This window comes from Lentilactobacillus parabuchneri DSM 5707 = NBRC 107865, assembly GCF_001435315.1.
GTDB lineage: Bacteria > Bacillota > Bacilli > Lactobacillales > Lactobacillaceae > Lentilactobacillus > Lentilactobacillus parabuchneri.
This window is the reverse complement of record NZ_AZGK01000012.1, coordinates 1-21,178: the sequence shown is the minus strand read 5'-3', so window position 1 is coordinate 21,178 and position 21,178 is coordinate 1. Positions and strand designations below refer to the sequence as shown.

Here is a 21,178-nt window from a genome sequence, read left to right as displayed (position 1 = left end):
CAAAAAATCCCTCCGTGAAATCAATTTGCGGGGGGATAGACGTTACTTTTTCAATTTATCAATGACTTCCTTGAGAGACTCTTCAAGTGTTGGCAGCGGGTGCCCCAGAGCTTCTGGCAGGTCATTTGAGGTTTCTTCCAGGTCGCCATTTCGAATCAAACGTTGCATGCTGACAATTCCGGCAGCTGCTTGAGGGCTATGACCAGTGGCAATCAGACGTTTTTGATATTCTTCGTCTGAAAGTGACATGATTTCAAAGTCGTTATCGGTGACGACCCTTAACGCTCTTGCCAGGTCATCGTAACTTCGTTGAGGGCCACAGAACTCGTAGACGGTTTTGGGATCGTCCGTGAGTAATACTTTTGCGGCTGCTTCAGCGTATTCACGTTCCAATGCCCAGCCAACTTTCCCATCGGCTGCCGAATAAACAAATGGCCGGTTGTTAACAGCGGCAGGAATTTGTTGACGCTCGTTTTCCAAATACCAATTGTTTCGCAGGAATGAGTAACCGATTCCTGATTGGCGGATTGCCTGTTCAGTATTTTTATGATCAACTGCTAAAGGTGATTTGGCGCTGTCCGCATGAGGGAAGCTCGTGTAGGCAATGAAGCGAACGCCGGCTTTTTTAGCTGCGTTAATTACATTTTGATGCTGTTGGATTCGGCTGACGGCTTGCCCTGGGATAGACGAAATTAAAAGCAGTTTGTCGACGCCTTTAAGCGATTTTTCTAAGGTTTCTTCAGAGTCATAAGACCCGGGTCGAGCCTCAATACCCGGCAGCAATTTTTCGGCCTTTTCGGTGTCTCGCGCTAATGCGATAATGTCTCGATTATCAATGTTTTCGGCTAAAACTTTGACAACCGTTTGACCAAACTTACCGGTTGCACCTGTGACTGCATATTTCATGTTGTTAATCCCCTTTCAAAGCACGGTTTTGCATCATATTTATCCTGTTTAATTGATGTTACCAAGGAATGAAGAGGCTTACAAGAATTTGAACTTTGGGATTTTGTAGCCGCTTTTGAAAATGTACTGAAAGTTTTCATTAATTCCTTTATACTGAAATGAGGTTCTCATAGGAATTAGTTTATGACTGACAAACTTGGTTATCGATTTTTTCGATGGTTTCCGGTTTGTGGTTAGCGTTGAACATTTAAAAGAGGTGATTTCATGCATAAAATAATCGTCCGTAACGGTCTTCAAATCATGTTGGGGGCCTTCATATACGCTGTGGCAATCACAGACTTCCTGATTCCTCATCAGATTGGTGAAGGCGGCGTAACGGGTTTGACGACAATTGGCTATTATGCGCTGAACATTCCGCCTTTCCTGACGAATTTTGTGTTAAACGGAATCTTAATGCTGATTGGGTTTCGATTCTTGGATAAGAAAACGGTCGGTTACTCAATCTGGGCAGTTATCTGGATATCGGTATTTTTGAAACTGCCGTCATTTTTGAACTATCATACGACTCAAACCATTATTCCGGCAATTGCTGGCGGGGTATTGATGGGAATTGCAATGTGGTTGATTTTTCGGGGTGAAGGAACGGTCGCCGGAAGTACCATTTTGGCAAAGATCATGAATCGCTATTTTGGAATGAAAAACGGAACGGCGATGTTGATGTTTGACTTGTGTGTTGCGGTTCCGTCCGTGTTGATAATTGGCCTTCAAAATATGATGCTGACAATCATTGAACTATACGTCTCAGCGGTGGTATTGAATGGCCTGCTGTCAAGATTTGGTGCTCGAAAAGCAGTTACGATTATTTCAAATCAGACAGCTGAAATTACGGCTGAACTGTCAACGATGCTTCATCAAGGAATCACATTGATTAGCGCGAAAGGCTATTATCACCAAGAAAAGCGACCGATGATTTACATTATTTGTACTGATAAGCAGGTGGCTCAAATTGTTCCACTGGTTTCCACAGTCGATCCGGATGCCTTTGTGGTGGTTGATAACGTCCACAGTGTCAAAGGTGAGTCACTTGAGAAGATACTGTAGTTCCTGATTTCAACTCAAAAATCAGGAACTTTTTTATAATTCAGTTAAATTTAATTTGAAAATTTTGTCGAAACATGCAGTGTTGTCAAACGCTTTCATATCCGTTACACTATTATTTGTTGAGCTATTCAGTAATCAAATTAATCTTCGTGGTGGGGGATTGTTGATTAACCATTAACATAACTAGGCAGGACCAGTGAAAAGCTGATCTATTTTTTGATGCAATCATTTAAGGGGGAAAATTATGGACGCACAAGTTGAAAAGCCAAAGAAGCGTTTTAAGCTCAAGATGCCCGGCGCATTCGTCATCTTATTTATCCTGACGATCGTCGCTGTGGCTGCCACATGGATGGTGCCTGCCGGCAGTTATTCAAAGCTATCGTATACCAACTCATCCTTACAGGTGACTGATCCACATGGTAAAGTGACAACTGTTCCAAGTACCCAAAAGGAACTGGATAAGTTGGGCGTTAAAATTAATATTAAACAGTTTACGGATGGCGGCATTACCGCGCCGGTATCAATTCCAAATACGTATCAGAGATTGAAACAACGGCCCGCAAGTATTGCTGCAGTTCCTACCAGTATGGTGAAGGGGACGATTGAAGCCGTCGATATTATGGTATTTATCCTAGTCCTTGGTGGGCTGATTGGCGTTGTTAAAGCCAGTGGGGCTTTTGAGTCTGGATTGCTGGCGCTCACCAAAAAGACCAAGGGCCACGAGTTTTTATTGATCTTTTTCGTGGCGATCTTGATGGTCCTGGGTGGGACGTTATGCGGAATTGAAGAGGAGGCCGTTGCCTTCTATCCAATTCTGGTACCAATCTTTATTGCCATGGGGTACGATTCAATCGTGTCTGTCGGCGCAATCTTTCTCGCGAGTTCGATTGGAACCTGTTTTTCAACCATCAACCCGTTTTCCGTTGTGATTGCGTCTAACGCTGCCGGAATTGATTTTACCCAGGGGCTCACTGAGCGAATCATTGGTTTGGTATTTGCTGCAGCCTTCGTGATTGTTTACCTCCACTGGTACAGCAAAAAGGTCAAAGCCAACCCGAAGTTTTCTTATTCATATGATGATCGGGAAGAATTTAACAGCATGTGGGAAATTGCGCCAACCGGTGAGGATGGAAAATCCAAGTTCACCATTCGCAAAAAATTGATTTTGATATTATTCGTTGTGACATTTCCACTTATGGTGTGGGGCGTCATGTCTCAAGGCTGGTGGTTCCCAACAATGGCTGCATCCTTCTTATCATTTGCCATTATTATCATGTTCTTGACGGCAACGGGGAAGAACGGCATTGGCGAAACCGGCGTTGTCGACGCCTTTGTTAAGGGTGCGTCAAGTTTAGTCGGCGTTTCGCTCATCATCGGATTGGCTCGAGGCATTAACCTGGTACTCAATAATGGGAAAATTTCAGACACGATGCTGCAATATTCATCAACTTTGGTGGCTCATATGAGTGGGCCAATGTTCATTATTGTGATGCTGCTGATCTTCTTTTTGCTGGGCTTCATCGTACCGTCATCTTCAGGATTGGCCGTTCTCTCAATGCCGATTTTGGCACCGTTGGCGGATACGGTCCACATTCCACGATATGTGGTGGTAACGGCCTATCAATTCGGCCAGTACGCAATGTTATTCCTGGCTCCAACCGGGCTCGTAATGGCAACGTTGCAAATGCTGAATATGAAGTATTCACATTGGCTCCGGTTCGTTTGGCCGGTGGTTGTGTTTGTTCTCGTATTTGGCGGTGGACTACTGGTGACCGAAGTTTTGATTAACTAACTGGATTTTTGATTCATTCATAAAAGGCATCTTCTTGTGTTCACAAACGAGGAGATGCTTTTTAGATCCAATTAGGTAATTCGGTACCGTTACATTCCAACAAAATATCGTGCAAACACGCTATAATGAATAACAATTCTTCTCGCATGCATAAATCACATAAAGGATGGTCGATATGGGAAAGTATATTGTCAATTCAAAGCTCCGAAAAGTTGGCGCACAAGTCGATACGAAAACTGGAATCCATCAATTTATTGTTGATGAGCCGATTGCGGGTCATGGGACAGATGCCGGGCCTAATCCGGTCCAGTATCTGTTATCAGCGGTTGGCAGCTGTCTTGCGATTACCGCCAATGACATCGCCCGCAAACATCCCGAAATTGAAATTCGGAAGTTTCAAACAAAGACCACGGGTGAAACAACGCAGTACCAAGATGGTCGTTCTGCAGTAACTAAAATTATTGTTCAAGTTGATGCCGAAACAAATTTGGACGAATCGGCCCACCGATCATTTATGAGGGCAGTGGTAAAGGACTGTACCGTGCATGAGACGTTGAAACATGCTGTTCCGATTGAAATTCAGTTTATATGAGGGGGAAAATTATGAAGAATCGTAGGGGTCTTTTACTGATGGCTGTTATCGTGGCGAGTGCTGGGTTTCTGGCTGCATGCGACAACCAAGGTTCACAAAACAAAGCAGCCAAAAAATCAATTACTTTAATGCAGACTTCCGAGTTAACATCTTTGGACAACACGAATCAAGCAATGCTGCCCGAATTCAACACCCTAACCAACATTTCAGAGGGGCTTTATCGTCTTAATGACAAGGATCAGCCGGTTCCGGCAATGGCAACCAAGATTGTCAAGCCAACCGATAACGGCAAAAAATATATTTTTCATATTCGCAAGACTGCCAAATGGAGTAATGGTGACCCAGTAAAAGCTGAAGATTTTGAGTATTCCTGGAAGCGTTCCTTAAACCCTGCCAATAACCCGGTTTATACTTATGTATTTAGTGGCATAAAAAATGCGGATTCAATAATTAATAATAAAAAATCGTATAAAACACTAGGCATTAAAGCCTTGGGCGACAAAACGTTGGAGATTACTTTGGACCACCCAATGGCTTATTTCAATAAATTAGTTGCAATGCCTGTTTTCATGCCACAAAATAAGTCTTTTGTTCAAAAAGTCGGCATTAAAAAATATGGAACGAATGCCAAGACGACCGTGTCAAACGGTGCATTTAAGATTGCCGACTGGACAGGTACCAACGACACTTATAAATTAGTTCGTAACCCTTATTACTGGGATAAAAGTGCGATCAAATTAGATGAAATTAAGTATCAAACCGTTAAAGATTCCAATACGGCGCATAACTTATTTGAAAATGGCAAGTTGGATGATGCGACGATTTCTGGCGTAACCGCAAAGAGCCTTCAAAAGAATCGAAATCTCAAGCATGTCTCCAAGGCTTGGACCTACTATCTGCAGGTGAACCAACGTCAAAATCAGCCGCTTGCCAATCGTAAGCTGCGACAGGCAATTTCACTCGTCATTAACCGGCCAGAGTTAACCAGCAAGGTTCTCGCTGACGGCTCGTTACCAGCAAGCAGCTTCGTCAGTCCGGGCACGGCAATTGATCCAACAACCGGAAAAGACTTTAGCAAAGAGACCAGCTTTAGCGTACAACCAAATGTAAAAAAGGCCCGTTCTCTTTGGAATGAAGGTAAAAAGGAGGCTGGCCTCAAAGGATCGGTTAGCCTTTCAATTGTTGGGGATGATCAGGATGTCACCAAAAATGTTGCCCAATATCTTCAGAGTCAACTCAATTCAAAACTACCCGGGGTTAAAGTAACCATTGCCAACATTCCCGATAAGGCCCAGCAGGCCCGGCGTAGCGAAGGGAAGTTTGATCTTGCTCAATGGTATTGGCTGGCCGATTTCGGTGACCCAATCAACTACCTCGGAATTTTGACAACGAATAATACGATGAATCCTGGTAAGTTCAGCGATTCAACCTATGACTCTTTGGTCCAAAAAGCCAAAAACGCAGGTAGCCAAGCATCATATTGGCGTTACCTCCGACAGGCTGAAAAACGATTGATGAGTCAAAACGGTATCATTCCGCTCTACTACGTTCGTGAAAGCCATTTGGTTAACCCGAAATTGCATGGGGTTGAATATCACGTTGCCGGCTTTGCGGATTACACACGCTCAAATATTTCAAAGTAAGTAAAAAAACAGAAGCCGTGTCTGCCAGTCATAATAGCTGGTGGACACGGCTTCTGTTTTAAATAACTACTTCTCCCAATGACACAACCGATACCCATGGCTTCTTGCCCAGTGACGGGTCACGTGGCGCTTGTAGCCAGCGGTATTCAATCCGCGGCAATTTTTCGAGTAATGATATCTCTTGCCATGATTAGGTGCGATCCAGACATATGTAGTTCTGGCTGAAACTTCTTGAGGCGGGATTGAAATGAGCCCGCCACCCATTGTGAATACTGCAACAACTGTTAAAGTCGCTTTCTTAAGCTTTAGCATAATGCTTTCCCCCAGCAATATAAAATATGTGTGATTTATGACACAATCTATATTTTATCATAAACCATTGAGCATTTATATTGCTTTATTAATATTTTTATAAGGAAAACTCGTATGCTAGTGGGCCATGATTTGGGAGATTTGCCGTTGTAATTCCGGCACCACTTCGGCCAAAAACCAGGGGTGCTGGTTCATCCAACCATAGTTGAGTGGGGATGGATGAACGAGTGGAAAGTACTCAGGCAAGTAGGCGTCAAAGTGTCTTACCGTTTCGGTCAGGTTCTTTTGCCGCCGTTTACCAAGATAGTATTTTTGTGCATATTGACCAATTAATAATGTCATTTTGATATTTGGCATTAATTCGAGTAGTGGCTGGTGCCATTTTTCAGCGAAGCCCTTTCTCGGTGGCAAATCTCCGTGGACGCCCTTACCGGGATAGTAAAAATCCAGCGGCAAAACAGCGATTTTACCCGAGTCATAAAAGGTAGTCTTGTTTAGCCCCATCCATGAACGCAGCCGATCACCACTCGGATCGTCCCAAAATACCATGGATTGCTGGGCTTTTCGGCTGGGGGCCTGACTAATGATCAGAATTTCTGCGCTGGAAATAACGTGATAAAGTGGCAGAATTCCTTTATCTGTGAATGATTTATTTTGTGGATCAGCCTGGATTGCTTGGAATAGTTGGTCAGCTTTAGTCATTTTGTGCCTCTTCTGTGTGACGGTATCGTACCTTCATTCTCCGCTAAATTTTCAAGTTGTCAAAGGCCGTTTTGATGGAAAACCTGTTAAAATTATTGTGGTTAAGCAATCTTTTATTCGAGGAGGACCCGCTAATGGCGAAAAAGATTATCTACTTCTTATGTACCGGTAATTCATGTCGAAGCCAGATGGCAGAGGGTTTCGGTAAATACTATCTGGGTGATGACTATCTGGTGTTATCTGCCGGAATGAAACGGCATGGGGTGAATCCTCTGGCTGTTCAAGTGATGGGGGAGATTGGAATCGATATTTCCGATCAAACGTCTAAGCGTATTGACCGCAATATTTTAGCCCATGCCGACTTGGTTGTGACGCTTTGCAGTGATGCCGAAAAACGTTGCCCAGTAACGCCGCCACAAGTCCGCCGCGAGCACTGGCCGTTTCCGGATCCGGCCGAAGTATCCGGCAGTCCAGCGGAGAAATTAGCCGCCTTTCGGACCGTCCGGGATGGCATTCAAGATCGGGTTAGCCAACTGGCACAATCAAGAAAATAAAATTGATGAGTTAGTGTAGACACTGTTATAGTTGCGTTTTCAATGACCTCTGAAAAAACGGTCTTGCATTTCCAAAAAACGATGCTAACATTAGTATTAAATTAAAATATGAAGCGATGATGAGAAGAGTAGCAAGCCTTCCTTTGATAAAGAGAGCCGCGTGAGGTGAGAAGCGGTCAAAGATACACTTGCGAAGATGAGCTCAGAGCATTAGACACGTGAAAGCGATGCCTACGTTAAGACACGTTACGATCTCAGACTTAATTGGCCGTTTTGGCTAACGAGTTATTAAGATGGCTGATTGCGAAATTAACTATGAACCTGGGTGGCACCACGTGTATACGTCCCTGCAGTATTTAACTGTAGGGGCGTTTTTTTGTCTTCATCGTCATTATCTAAGGAGGCTACACAGCATGTTAGCAGCAGAAAAGATTCAAGTAAACAAGGACGGAACCAGGCGGGGCTTGTCCAACCTGGCTGTTCAAATGATTGCTTTTGGCGGTTCAATTGGGACCGGACTGTTTTTAGGTGCCGGCAGTACGATTCATAGAACCGGCCCATCAATTATTTTCGTTTATTTAGTGATTGGCATCTTTTTCTTTTTAATGATGAGAGCGATTGGTGAAATGATGTATTCCGATCCTGAGCAACATACTTTTGTGTCGTTTATTGGCAAATACGTCAATCAAAGACTTGGAAAATTCGCCGCTTGGAGTTATTGGGCCGAACTGATTCTAGCAGGCATGGCTGAGCTTACGGCAATTTCAACCTATGTCAAATACTGGTTCCCAGGAGTTCCCGCACCCCTGATTCAGGTACTTTTCCTGCTCATCTTAAGCGGTGTCAATTTGGCAATGGTTAGCTCATTTGGTAAATCCGAGACGTTTCTTTCCGGCATCAAAGTGATTGCAATTCTCGCGTTAATCATTATTGGGATCTATCTGGTCTTTACGCATCATGAAAATCCTGCCGGTACGCATGCTTCTTGGGGGAATATTACCAACGGATTTAGCCTGTTTCCAAATGGTATCCATCAGTTTATTATGGCTTTTCCAATGGTGTTCTTTGCTTTTCAGGGAATGGAGTTTGTGGGGATCACAACCGCTGAAACCAAGAACCCCCGCAAAGTACTCCCTAAAGCAGTCAACCAAATCATTGCCAGAATTCTGCTGTTTTATATTGGCTCATTGATTATTATTATGGCCATTACACCATGGAAAACGTTGAACCCAAATCAAAGTCCGTTTGTTCAGATCTTTAACTTGGCGGGGATTCCCGGTGCTTCCGCAGTCATTAATATCGTCGTGATTGCCGCGGCGATGTCGACGTTAAACAGTGCAATTTTTTCTACTGGCCGGCATTTATATCAACTGGCCCAAGAATCACATGCGGCTGGGTTAAAACCATTTCAAAAGGTTTCAAAAAGCGGTATTCCAATTGTGAGCGTTCTGTTTTCGGCCGGCATGATGCTTCTAGCACCGATTATCAGTTCCTTTAACTCGCTAGGCGCGGCCTTCTCGTTTATTGCGTCCGTTTCCAGCGATATTTACATTCTGGTGTGCATGCTGACGATGGTCGCTCACTGGAAATATCGTCATTCAAAAGACTTTCGAACAGATGGCTTTAAGATGCCCGCATACCGCTGGTCAAATCCCTTAACAGTCGTATTCTTTGTTGCAATCTTTGGCAGCCTATTTTTCAGCAGTGACTCATTTTTGCCAGCTGTTGGGGCCGTTATCTGGGCCGTTGCCTTTTACATTATTTTGCATCGTCGTAATCCAGCGCATTTGGATGTTGAGAACGATTAATCGTCGATTTTCATTAGACCCGCGATTCGCCATCCTGTATGATAAAGATAACCAACAAGGAGGATGAAATCGTGAAAAATGTCTACTTTGACCATGACGGCAACGTTGATGATTTAGTATCATTGCTACTGCTCTTACAAATGCCGGAAGTGAACCTGACCGGAGTCGGTGTGATCGATGCTGACGGTTATATCGAAGGGTCGGTTCCCGCATCGCGCAAAATCATTACAAGGTTTGGCCACGGTGCCCAGGTGTCAGTTGCTGCGTCTAATTCGCGGGCTGTTCACCAATTTCCAAAGGAGTGGCGATTAAGCTCATTTTCATTTGATGCTTTTCCATTATTAAATGAGCATGGCGCACCAACGACGCCACTCGCTGATAAACCCGCTCATTTGGATATGATCGACAAGCTGCAAAACACCCCCGGAAAAACAGATTTAGTCATGACTGGACCATTAACGGATTTGGCCCGTGCCTTAGAAGTTGACCCGTCAATCGTGAAAAACATTGCCCGCCTTTATTGGATGGGCGGCACGATGCGGACGGAAGGAAATGTGCTTGAACCAAAACATGACGGAACTGCCGAATGGAATGCTTATTGGGATCCTGAGGCGGTCAAGACGGTTTTTGATGCCGACATTGATATTCAAATGGTTGGCTTGGAAAGTACCAATCAAGTGCCGTTAAACGCGGACGTCCAGCAGCACTGGGCCAGCCTGCGCCGTTATCCAATGATGGATTTGATTGGTCAGGGTTACGCGTTGGTTTCATCTTATGAGGCCAATTCAACCTACTATCTGTGGGATGTACTCACGACGGTTGCCAGCCAGTATCCGGACTTGATTGAGTCAAAGGATATTAAAGGCGATGTGATCACCAGTGGTGACGGCGCCGGACGAACGTTTGAAACTGAAAATGGTCGACCCATTAATTTGGTAACGTCCGTTCATGGTCAGGCATTCTATGATAAATTTGACGAACTTCTGACACACGATGAATAGTAATCAGTCCCTCTTGGAAACTAAATGGGGCTACAATCGAAAAAGAAAAAACGGCTTTCGCATTTAATCCGCGAAAGCCGTTTTTTCGTGCCAATTAAGTGAGACTTAAAAATCTCCTTTAACTCTTGATGACGCCTTTAACCAAAAAGCTGATATCAAGTGGCGAAACATCATTTGTTAAGTTTCCGATTGAGAGATAGTCAGCGCCACACCCCCTAAAAGCCGCCACGGTTTCTTCGGTAATGCCGCCAGACGCTTCAATCTGGATTGTTTCAGGTACCAGCTGTTTCCATTTCTTGATCGTTTCCGGTTTTTGATTATCAAACATAATAACGTTGGCACCGACTTCAATTGCCTCTTTTAGTTCAGATTCGGTTTCCACTTCAATTTCAATTGACGTTAGTGGGCCAACGTTCTTTTTAACGGTGAGCAACGCCGCTTTGACTCCGCCGGCCAATGCGATATGGTTGTCTTTAAGCATAATGCCACCGGTCAAGTCAAAGCGATGATTAAAGCCGCCACCTGTAGAAACCGCAAACTTATCAAATAACCGCAAACCAGGCGCGGTCTTTCTGGTATCCGTAATTTTGATGGTTGGGTCATTTAATTTTTCAACGATTTTTGCGGTAGTTGAAGCGATCCCACTCATGCGCTGGATGAGATTAAGGATGACCCGTTCACCGGTGAGAAGTGTCGACGCTTGGCCCTTAACTTCACCAATGACGGTTCCCGCAGTAACAGTTTGACCGTCTTTTATAACCGCTGTATATGACGCATCCCCCAACAAGTCATACACCAGTTGCGGAATGTCTTGCCCACAAACAACGCCGGCTTGCTTAGCAATGAATGCACCAGCAATCACTTTTGAACCATTCAAATACTTGAGGCTCATATCGCCGAAATTAATGTCTTCATTGAGAAATTCCCGTAGTTTTTCTTTGAGTAGGATATTATTCATCAGTTACTCCTTTTGGCTGTCTTGGGAGGCGGGCAGCGTCAATACCGCAATGGCGCCGATGACCAATGAAATCATGAAGATTACGAAGACAAGGTTAACGCTTGTTTGACGATCCATGAGTACACCCACCATCAGTGGGCCGACAATCGCACCAATTCGCCCAATTCCTTGAGCCATTCCAGTCATCGTTCCTCTGATTTTGTTTTCATAAAGATCGGGGGTCAAGGCGATGATTGCGCCATAAGCACCCAAGTTGAAGAATGACAGGACACATCCTGCAATGACAATCATCAGTGCGGTTGTAGACTGCCCAAACATGATGGCTCCCAAAGCTGTGCCAAACATGTAAATCGAAAAGACGTATTTTACCTTGATTCGTCGGGCGAGCCACGCTGCACAAAAATAACCGGGAAGCTGAGCGACAATAATAATGGTAGTGTAGCCAAAGCCGCTGACAATGCCGTAGCCCTTATCCAAAAGAATGCTTGGCAGCCACATAAACATTCCGTAATAGCTAAACATCACCATGAACCAGGCAATCCAAAGGGTAATTGTCCACGGTCGGAATTCAGATTTTAAAGTCGCGTACCATTCACTTGATTGTGTTGGCAGCGTGTGAATTTCGTGGATATGACGACGTAAGACCAAGGCGAAAAGGCCAGCTAAGGCAGTTAAAATCAGCAGTCCCCGCCAACCAATCAGTGGGGCAAACAGGACCGATAAAAATGAAGCCACTAACCAACCAACGGCCCAAAAGCTATCAGCTAAAATCAGCATCTGGGATCGCTTGGGTCCGCGATACATATCTGCAATGTAGGTTGCAGCTACTGGTAATTCACCACCGAGTCCCATTCCAACAATAAAACGAATAGCTAAAAACATATAAAATCCTGGGGCTGCAGCGAGTGCTAAATTACCGATCGAGAAAGTTAACAGGGTGATAATGAGTGTGTTTTTTCGGCCAATTCGATCCGCAAGACTTCCAAAATAAAAGCCCCCACAAATCATCCCCACAGTACTGATTGAGCTAATCAAACCAGTTTGGGAGTTCGTCAACAACCACTCTTTATGAACGATTGACATGATAAACGATAACAAGCCAACGTCCATTGCATCAAACATCCAAGCCATTCCAATGACTAGAAACGTAAAGGACTTTGACTTTTGGTTTGTATTTTCCATTAAAAACCCTCCTATCAAATTTAAAAGTAATAAATACTTTTATTTGTGCATATTAAAGTACAAAATACTTTAATCAATAGGATACGCCCCTTTGGAGAAAAGTACAAGTGATTTTTCAGCTGCGATTATTTTAGTAATTCGTCTGGATAAGGCACAATCGTAATTGCATCCCAGATCATCCGACTAACAGCCGCAAAAGAAGCGTCGTTCTCCGAGTATACGCCAGTTTGGATATTTTCTGTGTGCCGGCGGATGACACTAAAGATTATCGTCATCGACAAGCTGCGATCAATGGGGCGTAAGACTTTTGCCTTAATCCCAGTCTCAAATAGTTGAGCAACTGGGTTGTTGGGACCAACTAAATTTTCGATGTAGTCCGGAAAGTCTCTTGAAAGAAGCTTGATTTGCTCGATCACAAAGAGGCTGTGAGGATTGGCTAAAGAAAAATCATACAGTGCTTTCAGGTATGAAAAAACACGGGGAATCATGGCTTCATTGGGGTCGAGCATCTGCTTCATACCTGTGGTTTCCTCCAGTCGACCAATCTCACGCAGATAAACCCCGTCCAATAACGCACGTTTATCCTTAAAATACAGATAAATATTGGATTGGGAAATGCCGACTTTTTTAGCGACTTTTGTCGTCGAAATGGCCGCAGCACCTTCGTCAATAATGATCTGAACGGTGGCATCTAATATTTTCTTTTCTTTCGTTAAATCTTTTTTCTTCATGCATATAGAGTACTTGAAAAATAGTTTGATTTCAATGTTGACAAAAGATAGAGTTATCTTTTATAATAGGTGCCATAAAAGATAAGTCTATTTTTTAAGGAGAAATACAAAATGAAATACACACTATTAGGTTCACTTGGTCACATTAGCAGTATCGTTGCACCTGCATTGGTTAGGGCAGGAAATACCGTAACGGTGATTAGTTCAAATGAGAAGCGCGCAGACCAAATTCGACAAATTGGCGCGATTCCAGCCATCGGAGATATGCAGGACGCTGAATTTTTGACGAAACAGTTTACTGGCGCTGACGCTGTCTACTTGATGTTGTCGTCGATAGGTGGGCCAACCGGATCAGTATTTGAGAGTACTAATGCGCAGGGAGCAATATTTGCTAAAGCCGTCCAGCAAGCAGGGGTGACCAATGTGGTTGATTTGAGTAGTATGGGCGCTGATAATCCGGATGCCGGTGTCGTATATGCCTACCATTTGATTGAAGATCAGCTTCGGGCACTGCCAAACGTGAATGTTGCCTTTGTTCGACCAGTTGGCTTTTATAGTAACCTGTATTCAAATATGGACAGCATTAAAAATGATCATGCAATCTATTCCAACATTCCAGCCGATGTCAAACGTCGTTGGGTCGCACCTGAGGATATTGCGGCGGTTGTTGAGAAGCTCCTACTTCATGTTCCACAAGGAAAGACAATTCATTATGTATATAGTGATGAATTCACAACCACTGAGTTGATTGACGCACTGAAACAGGCTCTGGAAATGCCTGATCTTCACTTTGTACCAATTACCGACGAACAGACCCGGCAGGCGATGGTTGCAAGAGGCGTTCCTGAGGACTTAGCTGAACTGTTTGTCCAAATGAGTGTCTTTGAACGTGATTCGGAGAAGGTCTATGGAGATTTGAAAAATGAGCCGACGACCATTGGAACGTTCAAGTTGGCTGACTTTGTTCGTGAGTTTAAACAGGTATATGAAAAACCTGATATGACCAATCAATCTAATACGCTCATCGATAAATAGCCTCTTAAGAACCAAAAATGGCATCTATTTCAATCAATCTGAAATAGGTGCCTACATAATCCCATCTAACTTAACTTTCATTTTCATTGTCCTTTAGTAACTGAGTTCCAAAATAGTCGGTTGCTTTCACTTGTTTGCAAGTTTCCTGCATCTTGAAGCTTTTTAGCAAATACACGTTCCAGCATCTTCTTCAAATTTTTCTTCATATGACATGTCCTCCTGTTAGTTGATTTAGAGCTGATAGAATGGGGCTGATCAAAAGTTTGTTAGTGGCAAACCAAGCCTTTTCTTTAACTCTACCTTCAGTATAGGACATTGATTGTTACATTTGAAATGTTTAGCTCATCATTTTGTAATATTATTTTCTGAAAATTATTTGGTTGCGCTTACATCGCTGAAGTCGCGCGCTGAAAATAAATGATGTTACAATAAGTCGGTGCCATTTTGGCATCGACTTTGTCAGTGATTATTGAGCTGTATAACCACCATCCACGACAAACTCACTTCCAGTTGAGAACGACGATTCGTCGGATGCGAGGTAAAGGACCATGTTGGCAATTTCATCCGGCTGGGCCAGACGTCCCATTGGATGGAGGGCTTCAAGTGATTTTCTCATCTCCGGATAGACATCAACCATCGGGGTGTGAACGTAGCCGGGGTGAACGGAATTGACCCGGATGGGATAGCCCTTTTCGGCACAATACAGAGCAGCGGACTTTGTTAACATGCTGACACCACCCTTGGCAGCATTGTACGCGTAGAGATTCGAAATCCCAATCAAGCCGGCGATTGACGACAAATTAATGATTGAACCGCCGTTTTCTTTCATTGCGGCAATTCCGAATTTGACGCCCCACATCACGCCGTCCAAATCAACGGAAAGGACTTGATGCCATGTCTTTTCATCGATTTCTTCAGCGTTATTGAATGACAGAATCCCCGCGTTGTTCAAAAGAATATCGATGTGACCAAAGTGAGCTTCAGCTTTCTTAATGACATTTTGCCAATCCGCTTCTTTAGAAACGTCCTGTTTGATGAAGATCGCGGAATCGCCAAATTCATAAATACTTTTTTGACCTACTTCCTCATCAACATCGGTTACGACAACCTTGGCACCTTCTTTAACGAACCGTTTTGCGCAGGCAAACCCGATCCCCTTTGCACCACCGGTGATAATTGCAACTTTATTGTCTAAACGAGCCATGACGATGCACTCCCTTCATGAGTTCCCGACAAACTTTCCTATCCAACTTAATCTTACTATTTTGTGTATAAACGCACAAACGAATGGCATGATCATTTTTTGCAAAAAGAAAAAGCACAACGCATTCGCATTGTGCCCAAGTGCCCCCACACTTTAGTAAAGATTGAAGCTTTAAAGCAGTCGAGTAACTACATACATCTACAATGAGCCTTAATGGTTATAGAGCGATACTCCTAGTGGTACAAAATTTAGCGTCACACCTGTGAACCAAATACTGATGAATGGATAGGCTACCATCAGTTTTATTCACAAGATTATTTTACGATAATGTGAAATAATATACAAGTTAAATTGTGGAACTTATACCCGCCATTTCCAAGCGGTCACAATTTCCATAATGGCCATTACAATCAGGGTGGCACCGAAGAATTGCAGCAGTATCAACACTGTGCCGAATGGATTGAATGCCAAGAGGATTCCGACTAGGATTAACAGGATGCCGTAGAGTACAAATGGCATCGGCGAAACGTTGACATACTGGCGATGGTTCAACGCATCAAGCACCTTGGAAATACCGCTGATGATTAACATGATTCCCAGGATAAATGGGAGAAATGCCAATAGTGGTTTGGCGAGGATCCAGATGATCACCGCCACGACCAGTTGGGTAATCCCGATCGCAAAGCTATAGTCGGGAACTTCACTGTGCGATCGTTGCCACCAGGCTGAAATTAAATTGATAATTCCAAAGACGATGAAGAAGGCGGCAATTAAATCAATTGAGACGTTGAGTGTTTCGTGCGGCTCAATTAGGAAAAACAGCCCAAAAACAATGTAGGCAATACTTTTAAGCCAGATATAATTGCGAATTTGATTCATGAATGAATACATATTGATTCCCCCAAATTTGATATTACCTCTATAATACGAGTTATACCTGTAAAACAACAGTAATTAATCACGCATGTGCAAGAAGATGATGTTGGTTATCCAGCGTTAGTCTTTGGCACACATCAGCTGTTAACAAGGACAAAAAAGGGACCGTTGGCAAGCTTGATTGTCACTGTCCTGGTAATGTGAGGTGTCTCATGGAATATCCCAATATTCACTTAGCAAAGTTCATTGATCGGCCCAACCGATTTATTTCACACTGTCGATTGGTCGAGACTGGTGAGGTCGTGACGGTTCACGTCAAAAATACCGGCCGGACAACGATTCTTCAGCCCGGGGTGACCGCGGCATTGGTACACAACCACAACCCCAAACGAAAGACCCGTTACGATTTGGTTGCCGCCAAAAAATATGATCGACAGTGGATCAATATTGATTCACAGGCGCCCAACAAGGTGGTCAAATCGGGATTGGAATCCAACTATATTCACCTTCCTGGAATTAAAACGATCAAAGAAGTGACCCCTGAAGTGACGTATCTGGACTCTCGATTGGATTTTGGCGGGAAAGATGACGATGGTCGGCCGTTTTTCTTGGAGGTTAAAGGCGTGACGTTAGCCAATCAGGGAATTGCGGCCTTCCCTGATGCGCCCACGACAAGGGGCCTTAAGCACGTCCAGACCCTTGACAGGGCAATTGACGATGGTTATTCCGCTTACTTATTATTTGTGATCCAGATGAATAATATTCAAGCCATGACCATCGATCGCGACATCTTTAATGAGTTGGCAGTAGAAATTGGCCGGGCACAAGACAAGGGCGTTCACGTTATTGCCTATGATTGCCGAGTGACACCGAAAACATTGGAGTTGGATCAGCCGGTTTTATTTGATCTTGATCAGAAATTTGTGAGTGATGGGCTGCCATCATCGATTGGCTGACAATGAAACTTGATTCTTTTTTCAAAGTAGCTTGAAACTATTTTCAGGCGTGTTATTATAATTGCGTATCAGTGCGAGTGTCGATTTGTTGCTCGCACGTGTTGGATTGAGTTGAAAGGAAGCAGCTTTAAAACTAATGGTAAGTAAAACATTGATCTTCGGCCATCGAGGCTATCCCCATATGTTCCCAGAGAATTCTTTGAAGGGTTTTGCATACGCAATTGACCATGGCATTGACGGCTTGGAATTTGATGTTCATTTGACCAAGGATAACGTCCCGGTCATTATGCACGACGAAAAAATTGACCGAACAACCGATGGAACTGGTGAAATTCGATCGTATACGCTGAAACAACTACGCCAATTTCACTTAAGTGACGGCGAAACAATTCCGATGCTAGCCGAATTGCTGGCGCTCGCCGATAAGAAGCCGGTTCATATGAACTTGGAGTTTAAGACCAACGAGATTCACTACGATCATATCGAACAAATTGTTCTGAATATGGTTAAACAGTATGACTGGGTATATCCAGTCATTTACTCGTCATTTAACTTGGATTCACTCAAAATTGCGTACCAGCTGGATCCGACGCAGCAGTATTGCTACCTGTCGGAACATGATATCAAGAATCCCCGTGAGTTAATGGCCAAGGAACATTTGGTGGGCTTGCATTTAAGCCACTATGTGCCGATGAGAAACGTCAAGGAGCGAATTTGGACTGTGGATGACCCACAAGCCCAAAAGCACCTGTTCAGTTTGAATGTTGCAGGCATTTTCACCAACAACTTCGAAGGTGCTGAGAAAATCAAAGCAAATGTGTTAGCTTAATAATCTGTCGTCATTTAAGAAGCATCCCCAGTGCGCGTTGTGCGTGGTGGGGATGCTTTTTTTGTGGATTGAATACGTTTTGGGAGACTTAAACGAGGTTATCAACCGTTTGTAGTAACAACTTTATAAACTGCTCAACTAATTGTGGCTGATTAATGCAAACAGTAATCCCTGTATTTTTACTAAATCCAAGATCTGAGCTTAACCACATTTGTGCTTTGTTTATAACCAAAACATTTGGAAGATTTTGATCGTAAAGGGTGTATTTGACACCTGTCTTCCTCAATAGTGTCTTGTCGCTTGCACTGATGGAATTGAGCAACATTGTGATTTTCTTCGAGCCTGTCTTCGGGATTATGTCATCCCGGATAAACGAGTTCAACCTATTTTCACAAATGAAGATGTCTGATGCTTTGCGGGCCTCTGTAACCATATCTTCATGATAGGCACCGTCATAAAAGTTGATGCCTTTTTGCTGACTATATTTGTCGTTTAGTACTTTATAGTGTAGATCATGATATGTTTTTAGCCTTTTTCTGTACATCCGTGCCAGCATTGGGATGAACATGTCAACATAATCATAAATGCGGATTTCTGATTTTTGTGCCAGATTACGTTGGGTGCGTCCGATGTACTGAATACTATTTCCTTTCCACGAATGTGGCATTGCCAAAACCAGTGTATCAATTGATGGAATATCCAATCCCTCACCGGCGTATTTGTTCGTTGCCAATAAAATATAAGGATCAGAGGATTCGTTAACTGTCTTGATTGTATCAATATTTTCCTTGTCAGTCTGGTTGCCATATAAAAGAAATAGGTGGTTCGAATTGCCTAAAAGTCCTGCTAAGATTTCAACATGGGCGATTCTTTTTGTGAGAACAAGAATGTGACGATTCATATCAAAGCACGATTTGATGTCTTGAACAATTGACTGATTTCGTTCTCCATCTTTAAGCATGGACTCATAATTTTCGTTGATTGTATAATTCGTCGCCGCAAGATTCGTTATCCCCAATGTGGTAAACCTTGGAATGATAATTCTTTTAATATCCGTTACAGTTTTTTCGTCAACCATAGAAGTCTGATAGCGAACAGGTCCAAAACGCATTAAGATTATTGGATCCTGACCATCCCTACGAAAAGGTGTCGCAGAAAGCCCAAACAAGTATTTAGATTTAATTGCTTTGATGACTTGTTCAAATGTAAAGGCTGCATCGTGGTGAACTTCGTCACTTATCACTAACCCATATTGGTCCAAAATTTCTGTACTAGCTTTGTCGTTTTTAAAAGACTGAATTGTCGCAACATCAACAATTCCACTCCGATTGTGTTTAGTGCCAAAATAACTGCCAATTGCAGCTTTGCGTTTTACTCGTCCAGTTGGTGTCAGCTCATGCACAAATGGTTCATCAGCAATTATCAAAAATTTATTGAGTTGGGTGATCCACTGCTTCGCAATTTCTTTATCATGGACTAATATCAATGTACTGATATTTAATTTGGCAATTAATTGCGCCGCCACAACGGTCTTGCCAAAACCGGTTCGTGCTGAAAGGATGCCATCGGAATGACTTACTAAGGACTCAAGAGCCCTTAACTGTTCAGGATGAAGTTCACCTTTAAATTCTACATGGATCGGATTTCCATGGACCGTTTTATCTATCCACTTGGAGTGAGGAAACAAATTCAGAATTTCTTGTTCCAGTCCTCGGGGGATAACAATGTGTTTCGGTGTTTCCTGAAAAAGGCTGATAATCCTGGGTGTGTTATAAAGCGACATTCGTTTGTTCTGCTTTTCATAAAATATCGGGTTCTTAAATGAACATAACCACTTTAATTGATTGACCTGCTTTACAGATAATCCGGCCTTCGGAATGAGAATAGCGCTATTGCGAATAATTGTTAACGGCTTGTTGATTATTGAGGGTTCCTTCAATAAGTCTGATTGCTTATCTTGTTCATTAAAGAATTGAAACTGACTATTTTCATTTATTGTATTAACAATGATATTCAGTTTTTTGCTGCTGATTAATTGCACTTCAGCTAACGCTTTCCACTGATCTGGCAGAGGACGATATGAATCGTCAACGAACACACTTTTGTTTTCTCTACGACGGTCCCCCTGAAGTGGTCCTGCTATTAGATTTCCAATTTTATCCTTGCTAATAAAATCTTGGCTAGGAAACATCCGATCAAATGCCGTAAATGAAAGGTTGGGATTAATCGCCATTGTTGCTTTTAAAATGGCGTCACCTAATCGGCGAGCAGAACTTGCAGAAAGAGGTGCGTCGAAAAATATCCAAATATGACAACCGTGCCCAGATTGTGATAACTCGGTTAAGTGGGGGATACTATATTGATTGCAAATAGCTTGAAGTGAACTGGTAATTTGACGCCATTCATCGCCCTGGTGGTGACCGTCAATATCTAAGACCAGGTACTTTGTTGTATTGTCTGGAAACATTGGATAGAACCCCAAAAACTCAGTTCCAATTAAATGATTTTCTAATTCACGATCACTTAGGCTTATCCATTGATTTAGTATAGGTTTCCGATCCTTGAACGGCACAACCGGACTGTACATATATTTCCCTAGGCGCTTATTAAAATATCTATGAGCATATACATCTTCTCGACCAACAAAACGCTTCTTGTACAAAGCCAAGCGATTAGATAATAATGCTTCATGGTTATCTTTATTAATTGAGTAACGCATCAGTTCATTGATGGGAATCGCTCGAAGTTCTTTGGATGTGGTGTTACGAATGATAGCGACCTTACCGGTTATCTTTTCGCCGATTCCTTTTGCAAGGCCAAGGAGAACAAAACTATCTCCGTCAATTTTGAATATTTGAGAATAATTATTCATTAATAATCTCCGTAATCTCGTTAAATAACCATAAATTGTTTATTACATTCTATCACGCTATAGTTAAATGAATAAAGTGGATTTCTTTTTACATTTATGTAAAAGGCACCCGTAAAATGTAGGA

20 protein-coding genes are annotated in these 21,178 nt (G+C 43.0%); 10 read left to right on the top strand and 10 right to left on the bottom strand.

Annotation, left to right across the window (positions count from 1 at the left end):
* Nucleotides 1-42: 42 nt before the first annotated feature.
* Nucleotides 43-906 (bottom strand): SDR family oxidoreductase, encoded by an 864-nt coding sequence (locus FC51_RS09605; protein ID WP_057909654.1) that lies wholly within the window; start codon nucleotides 904-906, stop codon nucleotides 43-45.
* Between the two features lie 264 nt (nucleotides 907-1,170).
* Here FC51_RS09605 and FC51_RS09600 point away from each other — a divergent pair, with 264 nt between their 5' ends.
* From FC51_RS09600 to FC51_RS09585, 4 genes are all read left to right on the top strand, one after another.
* Nucleotides 1,171-2,007, top strand: a complete 837-nt coding sequence (locus FC51_RS09600) for a YitT family protein (protein ID WP_057909652.1) — start codon at nucleotides 1,171-1,173, stop codon at nucleotides 2,005-2,007.
* 244 nt (nucleotides 2,008-2,251) lie between these two features.
* Complete coding sequence (locus FC51_RS09595) at nucleotides 2,252-3,799, top strand: YfcC family protein (RefSeq protein ID WP_057909651.1); 1,548 nt, start codon at nucleotides 2,252-2,254, stop codon at nucleotides 3,797-3,799.
* A gap of 175 nt (nucleotides 3,800-3,974) precedes the next feature.
* Nucleotides 3,975-4,391 (top strand): OsmC family protein, encoded by a 417-nt coding sequence (locus FC51_RS09590; RefSeq protein ID WP_057909650.1) that lies wholly within the window; start codon nucleotides 3,975-3,977, stop codon nucleotides 4,389-4,391.
* An 11-nt stretch (nucleotides 4,392-4,402) separates the two neighbouring features.
* Complete coding sequence (locus FC51_RS09585) at nucleotides 4,403-6,034, top strand: peptide ABC transporter substrate-binding protein (RefSeq protein ID WP_057909649.1); 1,632 nt, start codon at nucleotides 4,403-4,405, stop codon at nucleotides 6,032-6,034.
* A 66-nt stretch (nucleotides 6,035-6,100) separates the two neighbouring features.
* On the opposite strand, the gene FC51_RS09580 is transcribed toward FC51_RS09585, so the two are convergent.
* The gene (locus FC51_RS09580) at nucleotides 6,101-6,346 is read right to left on the bottom strand and encodes a hypothetical protein (protein WP_171031869.1); all 246 of its coding nucleotides are present in this window, start codon (nucleotides 6,344-6,346) and stop codon (nucleotides 6,101-6,103) included.
* A 117-nt stretch (nucleotides 6,347-6,463) separates the two neighbouring features.
* The gene (locus FC51_RS09575; RefSeq protein ID WP_057909648.1) at nucleotides 6,464-7,048 is read right to left on the bottom strand and encodes a uracil-DNA glycosylase family protein; all 585 of its coding nucleotides are present in this window, start codon (nucleotides 7,046-7,048) and stop codon (nucleotides 6,464-6,466) included.
* A 134-nt stretch (nucleotides 7,049-7,182) separates the two neighbouring features.
* Here FC51_RS09575 and arsC point away from each other — a divergent pair, with 134 nt between their 5' ends.
* The 3 genes from arsC to FC51_RS09560 all read left to right on the top strand — a co-directional run bounded on the left by arsC (nucleotide 7,183) and on the right by FC51_RS09560 (nucleotide 10,411).
* On the top strand, nucleotides 7,183-7,602 hold the full coding sequence (arsC, locus tag FC51_RS09570) for an arsenate reductase (thioredoxin) (protein WP_057909647.1): 420 nt from the start codon (nucleotides 7,183-7,185) through the stop codon (nucleotides 7,600-7,602).
* A gap of 413 nt (nucleotides 7,603-8,015) precedes the next feature.
* On the top strand, nucleotides 8,016-9,410 hold the full coding sequence (locus FC51_RS09565) for an amino acid permease (RefSeq protein ID WP_057909646.1): 1,395 nt from the start codon (nucleotides 8,016-8,018) through the stop codon (nucleotides 9,408-9,410).
* A gap of 71 nt (nucleotides 9,411-9,481) precedes the next feature.
* The gene (locus tag FC51_RS09560; protein WP_057909645.1) at nucleotides 9,482-10,411 is read left to right on the top strand and encodes a nucleoside hydrolase; all 930 of its coding nucleotides are present in this window, start codon (nucleotides 9,482-9,484) and stop codon (nucleotides 10,409-10,411) included.
* 118 nt (nucleotides 10,412-10,529) lie between these two features.
* Here the strand turns inward: FC51_RS09560 and nadC are convergent, their stop codons facing one another.
* The 3 genes from nadC to FC51_RS09545 form a co-directional block, all read right to left on the bottom strand.
* Nucleotides 10,530-11,369, bottom strand: a complete 840-nt coding sequence (gene nadC, locus FC51_RS09555; RefSeq protein ID WP_057909644.1) for a carboxylating nicotinate-nucleotide diphosphorylase — start codon at nucleotides 11,367-11,369, stop codon at nucleotides 10,530-10,532.
* 3 nt (nucleotides 11,370-11,372) lie between these two features.
* The gene (locus tag FC51_RS09550) at nucleotides 11,373-12,551 is read right to left on the bottom strand and encodes an MFS transporter (RefSeq protein ID WP_057909643.1); all 1,179 of its coding nucleotides are present in this window, start codon (nucleotides 12,549-12,551) and stop codon (nucleotides 11,373-11,375) included.
* Nucleotides 12,552-12,676: 125 nt separating this feature from the next.
* On the bottom strand, nucleotides 12,677-13,282 hold the full coding sequence (locus tag FC51_RS09545; RefSeq protein WP_057909642.1) for a TetR/AcrR family transcriptional regulator: 606 nt from the start codon (nucleotides 13,280-13,282) through the stop codon (nucleotides 12,677-12,679).
* A 111-nt stretch (nucleotides 13,283-13,393) separates the two neighbouring features.
* On the opposite strand from FC51_RS09545, the gene FC51_RS09540 reads away from it, so the two are divergent.
* Nucleotides 13,394-14,317 (top strand): NmrA family NAD(P)-binding protein, encoded by a 924-nt coding sequence (locus tag FC51_RS09540; protein ID WP_057909641.1) that lies wholly within the window; start codon nucleotides 13,394-13,396, stop codon nucleotides 14,315-14,317.
* 83 nt (nucleotides 14,318-14,400) lie between these two features.
* Here the strand turns inward: FC51_RS09540 and FC51_RS12655 are convergent, their stop codons facing one another.
* From FC51_RS12655 to FC51_RS09530, 3 genes are all read right to left on the bottom strand, one after another.
* Entirely contained in the window at nucleotides 14,401-14,523 is a 123-nt protein-coding gene (locus FC51_RS12655) for a hypothetical protein (RefSeq protein WP_257786597.1), read from the bottom strand.
* Between the two features lie 260 nt (nucleotides 14,524-14,783).
* Nucleotides 14,784-15,521 carry a glucose 1-dehydrogenase gene (locus tag FC51_RS09535; RefSeq protein WP_057909640.1) on the bottom strand — a complete coding sequence of 246 codons (738 nt, stop codon included), beginning with the start codon at nucleotides 15,519-15,521 and terminating at the stop codon, nucleotides 14,784-14,786.
* 360 nt (nucleotides 15,522-15,881) lie between these two features.
* Nucleotides 15,882-16,412, bottom strand: a complete 531-nt coding sequence (locus FC51_RS09530) for a DUF308 domain-containing protein (protein ID WP_057909639.1) — start codon at nucleotides 16,410-16,412, stop codon at nucleotides 15,882-15,884.
* A 197-nt stretch (nucleotides 16,413-16,609) separates the two neighbouring features.
* On the opposite strand from FC51_RS09530, the gene sfsA reads away from it, so the two are divergent.
* Nucleotides 16,610-17,353, top strand: coding sequence for a DNA/RNA nuclease SfsA (gene sfsA, locus FC51_RS09525; protein ID WP_057909638.1), 744 nt, complete (start codon nucleotides 16,610-16,612; stop codon nucleotides 17,351-17,353).
* A 136-nt stretch (nucleotides 17,354-17,489) separates the two neighbouring features.
* Nucleotides 17,490-18,182, top strand: coding sequence for a glycerophosphodiester phosphodiesterase (locus FC51_RS09520; RefSeq protein ID WP_057909637.1), 693 nt, complete (start codon nucleotides 17,490-17,492; stop codon nucleotides 18,180-18,182).
* 88 nt (nucleotides 18,183-18,270) lie between these two features.
* Here FC51_RS09520 and FC51_RS09515 read toward each other — a convergent pair whose 3' ends face one another.
* On the bottom strand, nucleotides 18,271-21,054 hold the full coding sequence (locus FC51_RS09515) for a DEAD/DEAH box helicase (RefSeq protein ID WP_057909636.1): 2,784 nt from the start codon (nucleotides 21,052-21,054) through the stop codon (nucleotides 18,271-18,273).
* Nucleotides 21,055-21,178 lie beyond the last annotated feature (124 nt).

Excerpts from the sequence above, each read along its gene's own strand:
- nadC (WP_057909644.1), bottom strand. The coding sequence starts at position 11,369 with ATGAATAATATCCTACTCAAAGAAAAACTACGGGAATTTCTCAATGAA.
- FC51_RS09540 (WP_057909641.1), top strand. The coding sequence starts at position 13,394 with ATGAAATACACACTATTAGGTTCACTTGGTCACATTAGCAGTATCGTT.
- FC51_RS12655 (WP_257786597.1), bottom strand. The coding sequence starts at position 14,523 with ATGAAGAAAAATTTGAAGAAGATGCTGGAACGTGTATTTGCTAAAAAG.
- FC51_RS09515 (WP_057909636.1), bottom strand. The coding sequence starts at position 21,054 with ATGAATAATTATTCTCAAATATTCAAAATTGACGGAGATAGTTTTGTT.
- FC51_RS09590 (WP_057909650.1), top strand. The coding sequence starts at position 3,975 with ATGGGAAAGTATATTGTCAATTCAAAGCTCCGAAAAGTTGGCGCACAA.
- FC51_RS09605 (WP_057909654.1), bottom strand. The coding sequence starts at position 906 with ATGAAATATGCAGTCACAGGTGCAACCGGTAAGTTTGGTCAAACGGTT.
- FC51_RS09595 (WP_057909651.1), top strand. The coding sequence starts at position 2,252 with ATGGACGCACAAGTTGAAAAGCCAAAGAAGCGTTTTAAGCTCAAGATG.
- FC51_RS09565 (WP_057909646.1), top strand. The coding sequence starts at position 8,016 with ATGTTAGCAGCAGAAAAGATTCAAGTAAACAAGGACGGAACCAGGCGG.
- FC51_RS09545 (WP_057909642.1), bottom strand. The coding sequence starts at position 13,282 with ATGAAGAAAAAAGATTTAACGAAAGAAAAGAAAATATTAGATGCCACC.
- arsC (WP_057909647.1), top strand. The coding sequence starts at position 7,183 with ATGGCGAAAAAGATTATCTACTTCTTATGTACCGGTAATTCATGTCGA.
- FC51_RS09600 (WP_057909652.1), top strand. The coding sequence starts at position 1,171 with ATGCATAAAATAATCGTCCGTAACGGTCTTCAAATCATGTTGGGGGCC.
- sfsA (WP_057909638.1), top strand. The coding sequence starts at position 16,610 with ATGGAATATCCCAATATTCACTTAGCAAAGTTCATTGATCGGCCCAAC.
- FC51_RS09575 (WP_057909648.1), bottom strand. The coding sequence starts at position 7,048 with ATGACTAAAGCTGACCAACTATTCCAAGCAATCCAGGCTGATCCACAA.
- FC51_RS09535 (WP_057909640.1), bottom strand. The coding sequence starts at position 15,521 with ATGGCTCGTTTAGACAATAAAGTTGCAATTATCACCGGTGGTGCAAAG.
- FC51_RS09585 (WP_057909649.1), top strand. The coding sequence starts at position 4,403 with ATGAAGAATCGTAGGGGTCTTTTACTGATGGCTGTTATCGTGGCGAGT.
- FC51_RS09530 (WP_057909639.1), bottom strand. The coding sequence starts at position 16,412 with ATGTATTCATTCATGAATCAAATTCGCAATTATATCTGGCTTAAAAGT.
- FC51_RS09520 (WP_057909637.1), top strand. The coding sequence starts at position 17,490 with ATGGTAAGTAAAACATTGATCTTCGGCCATCGAGGCTATCCCCATATG.
- FC51_RS09550 (WP_057909643.1), bottom strand. The coding sequence starts at position 12,551 with ATGGAAAATACAAACCAAAAGTCAAAGTCCTTTACGTTTCTAGTCATT.
- FC51_RS09580 (WP_171031869.1), bottom strand. The coding sequence starts at position 6,346 with ATGCTAAAGCTTAAGAAAGCGACTTTAACAGTTGTTGCAGTATTCACA.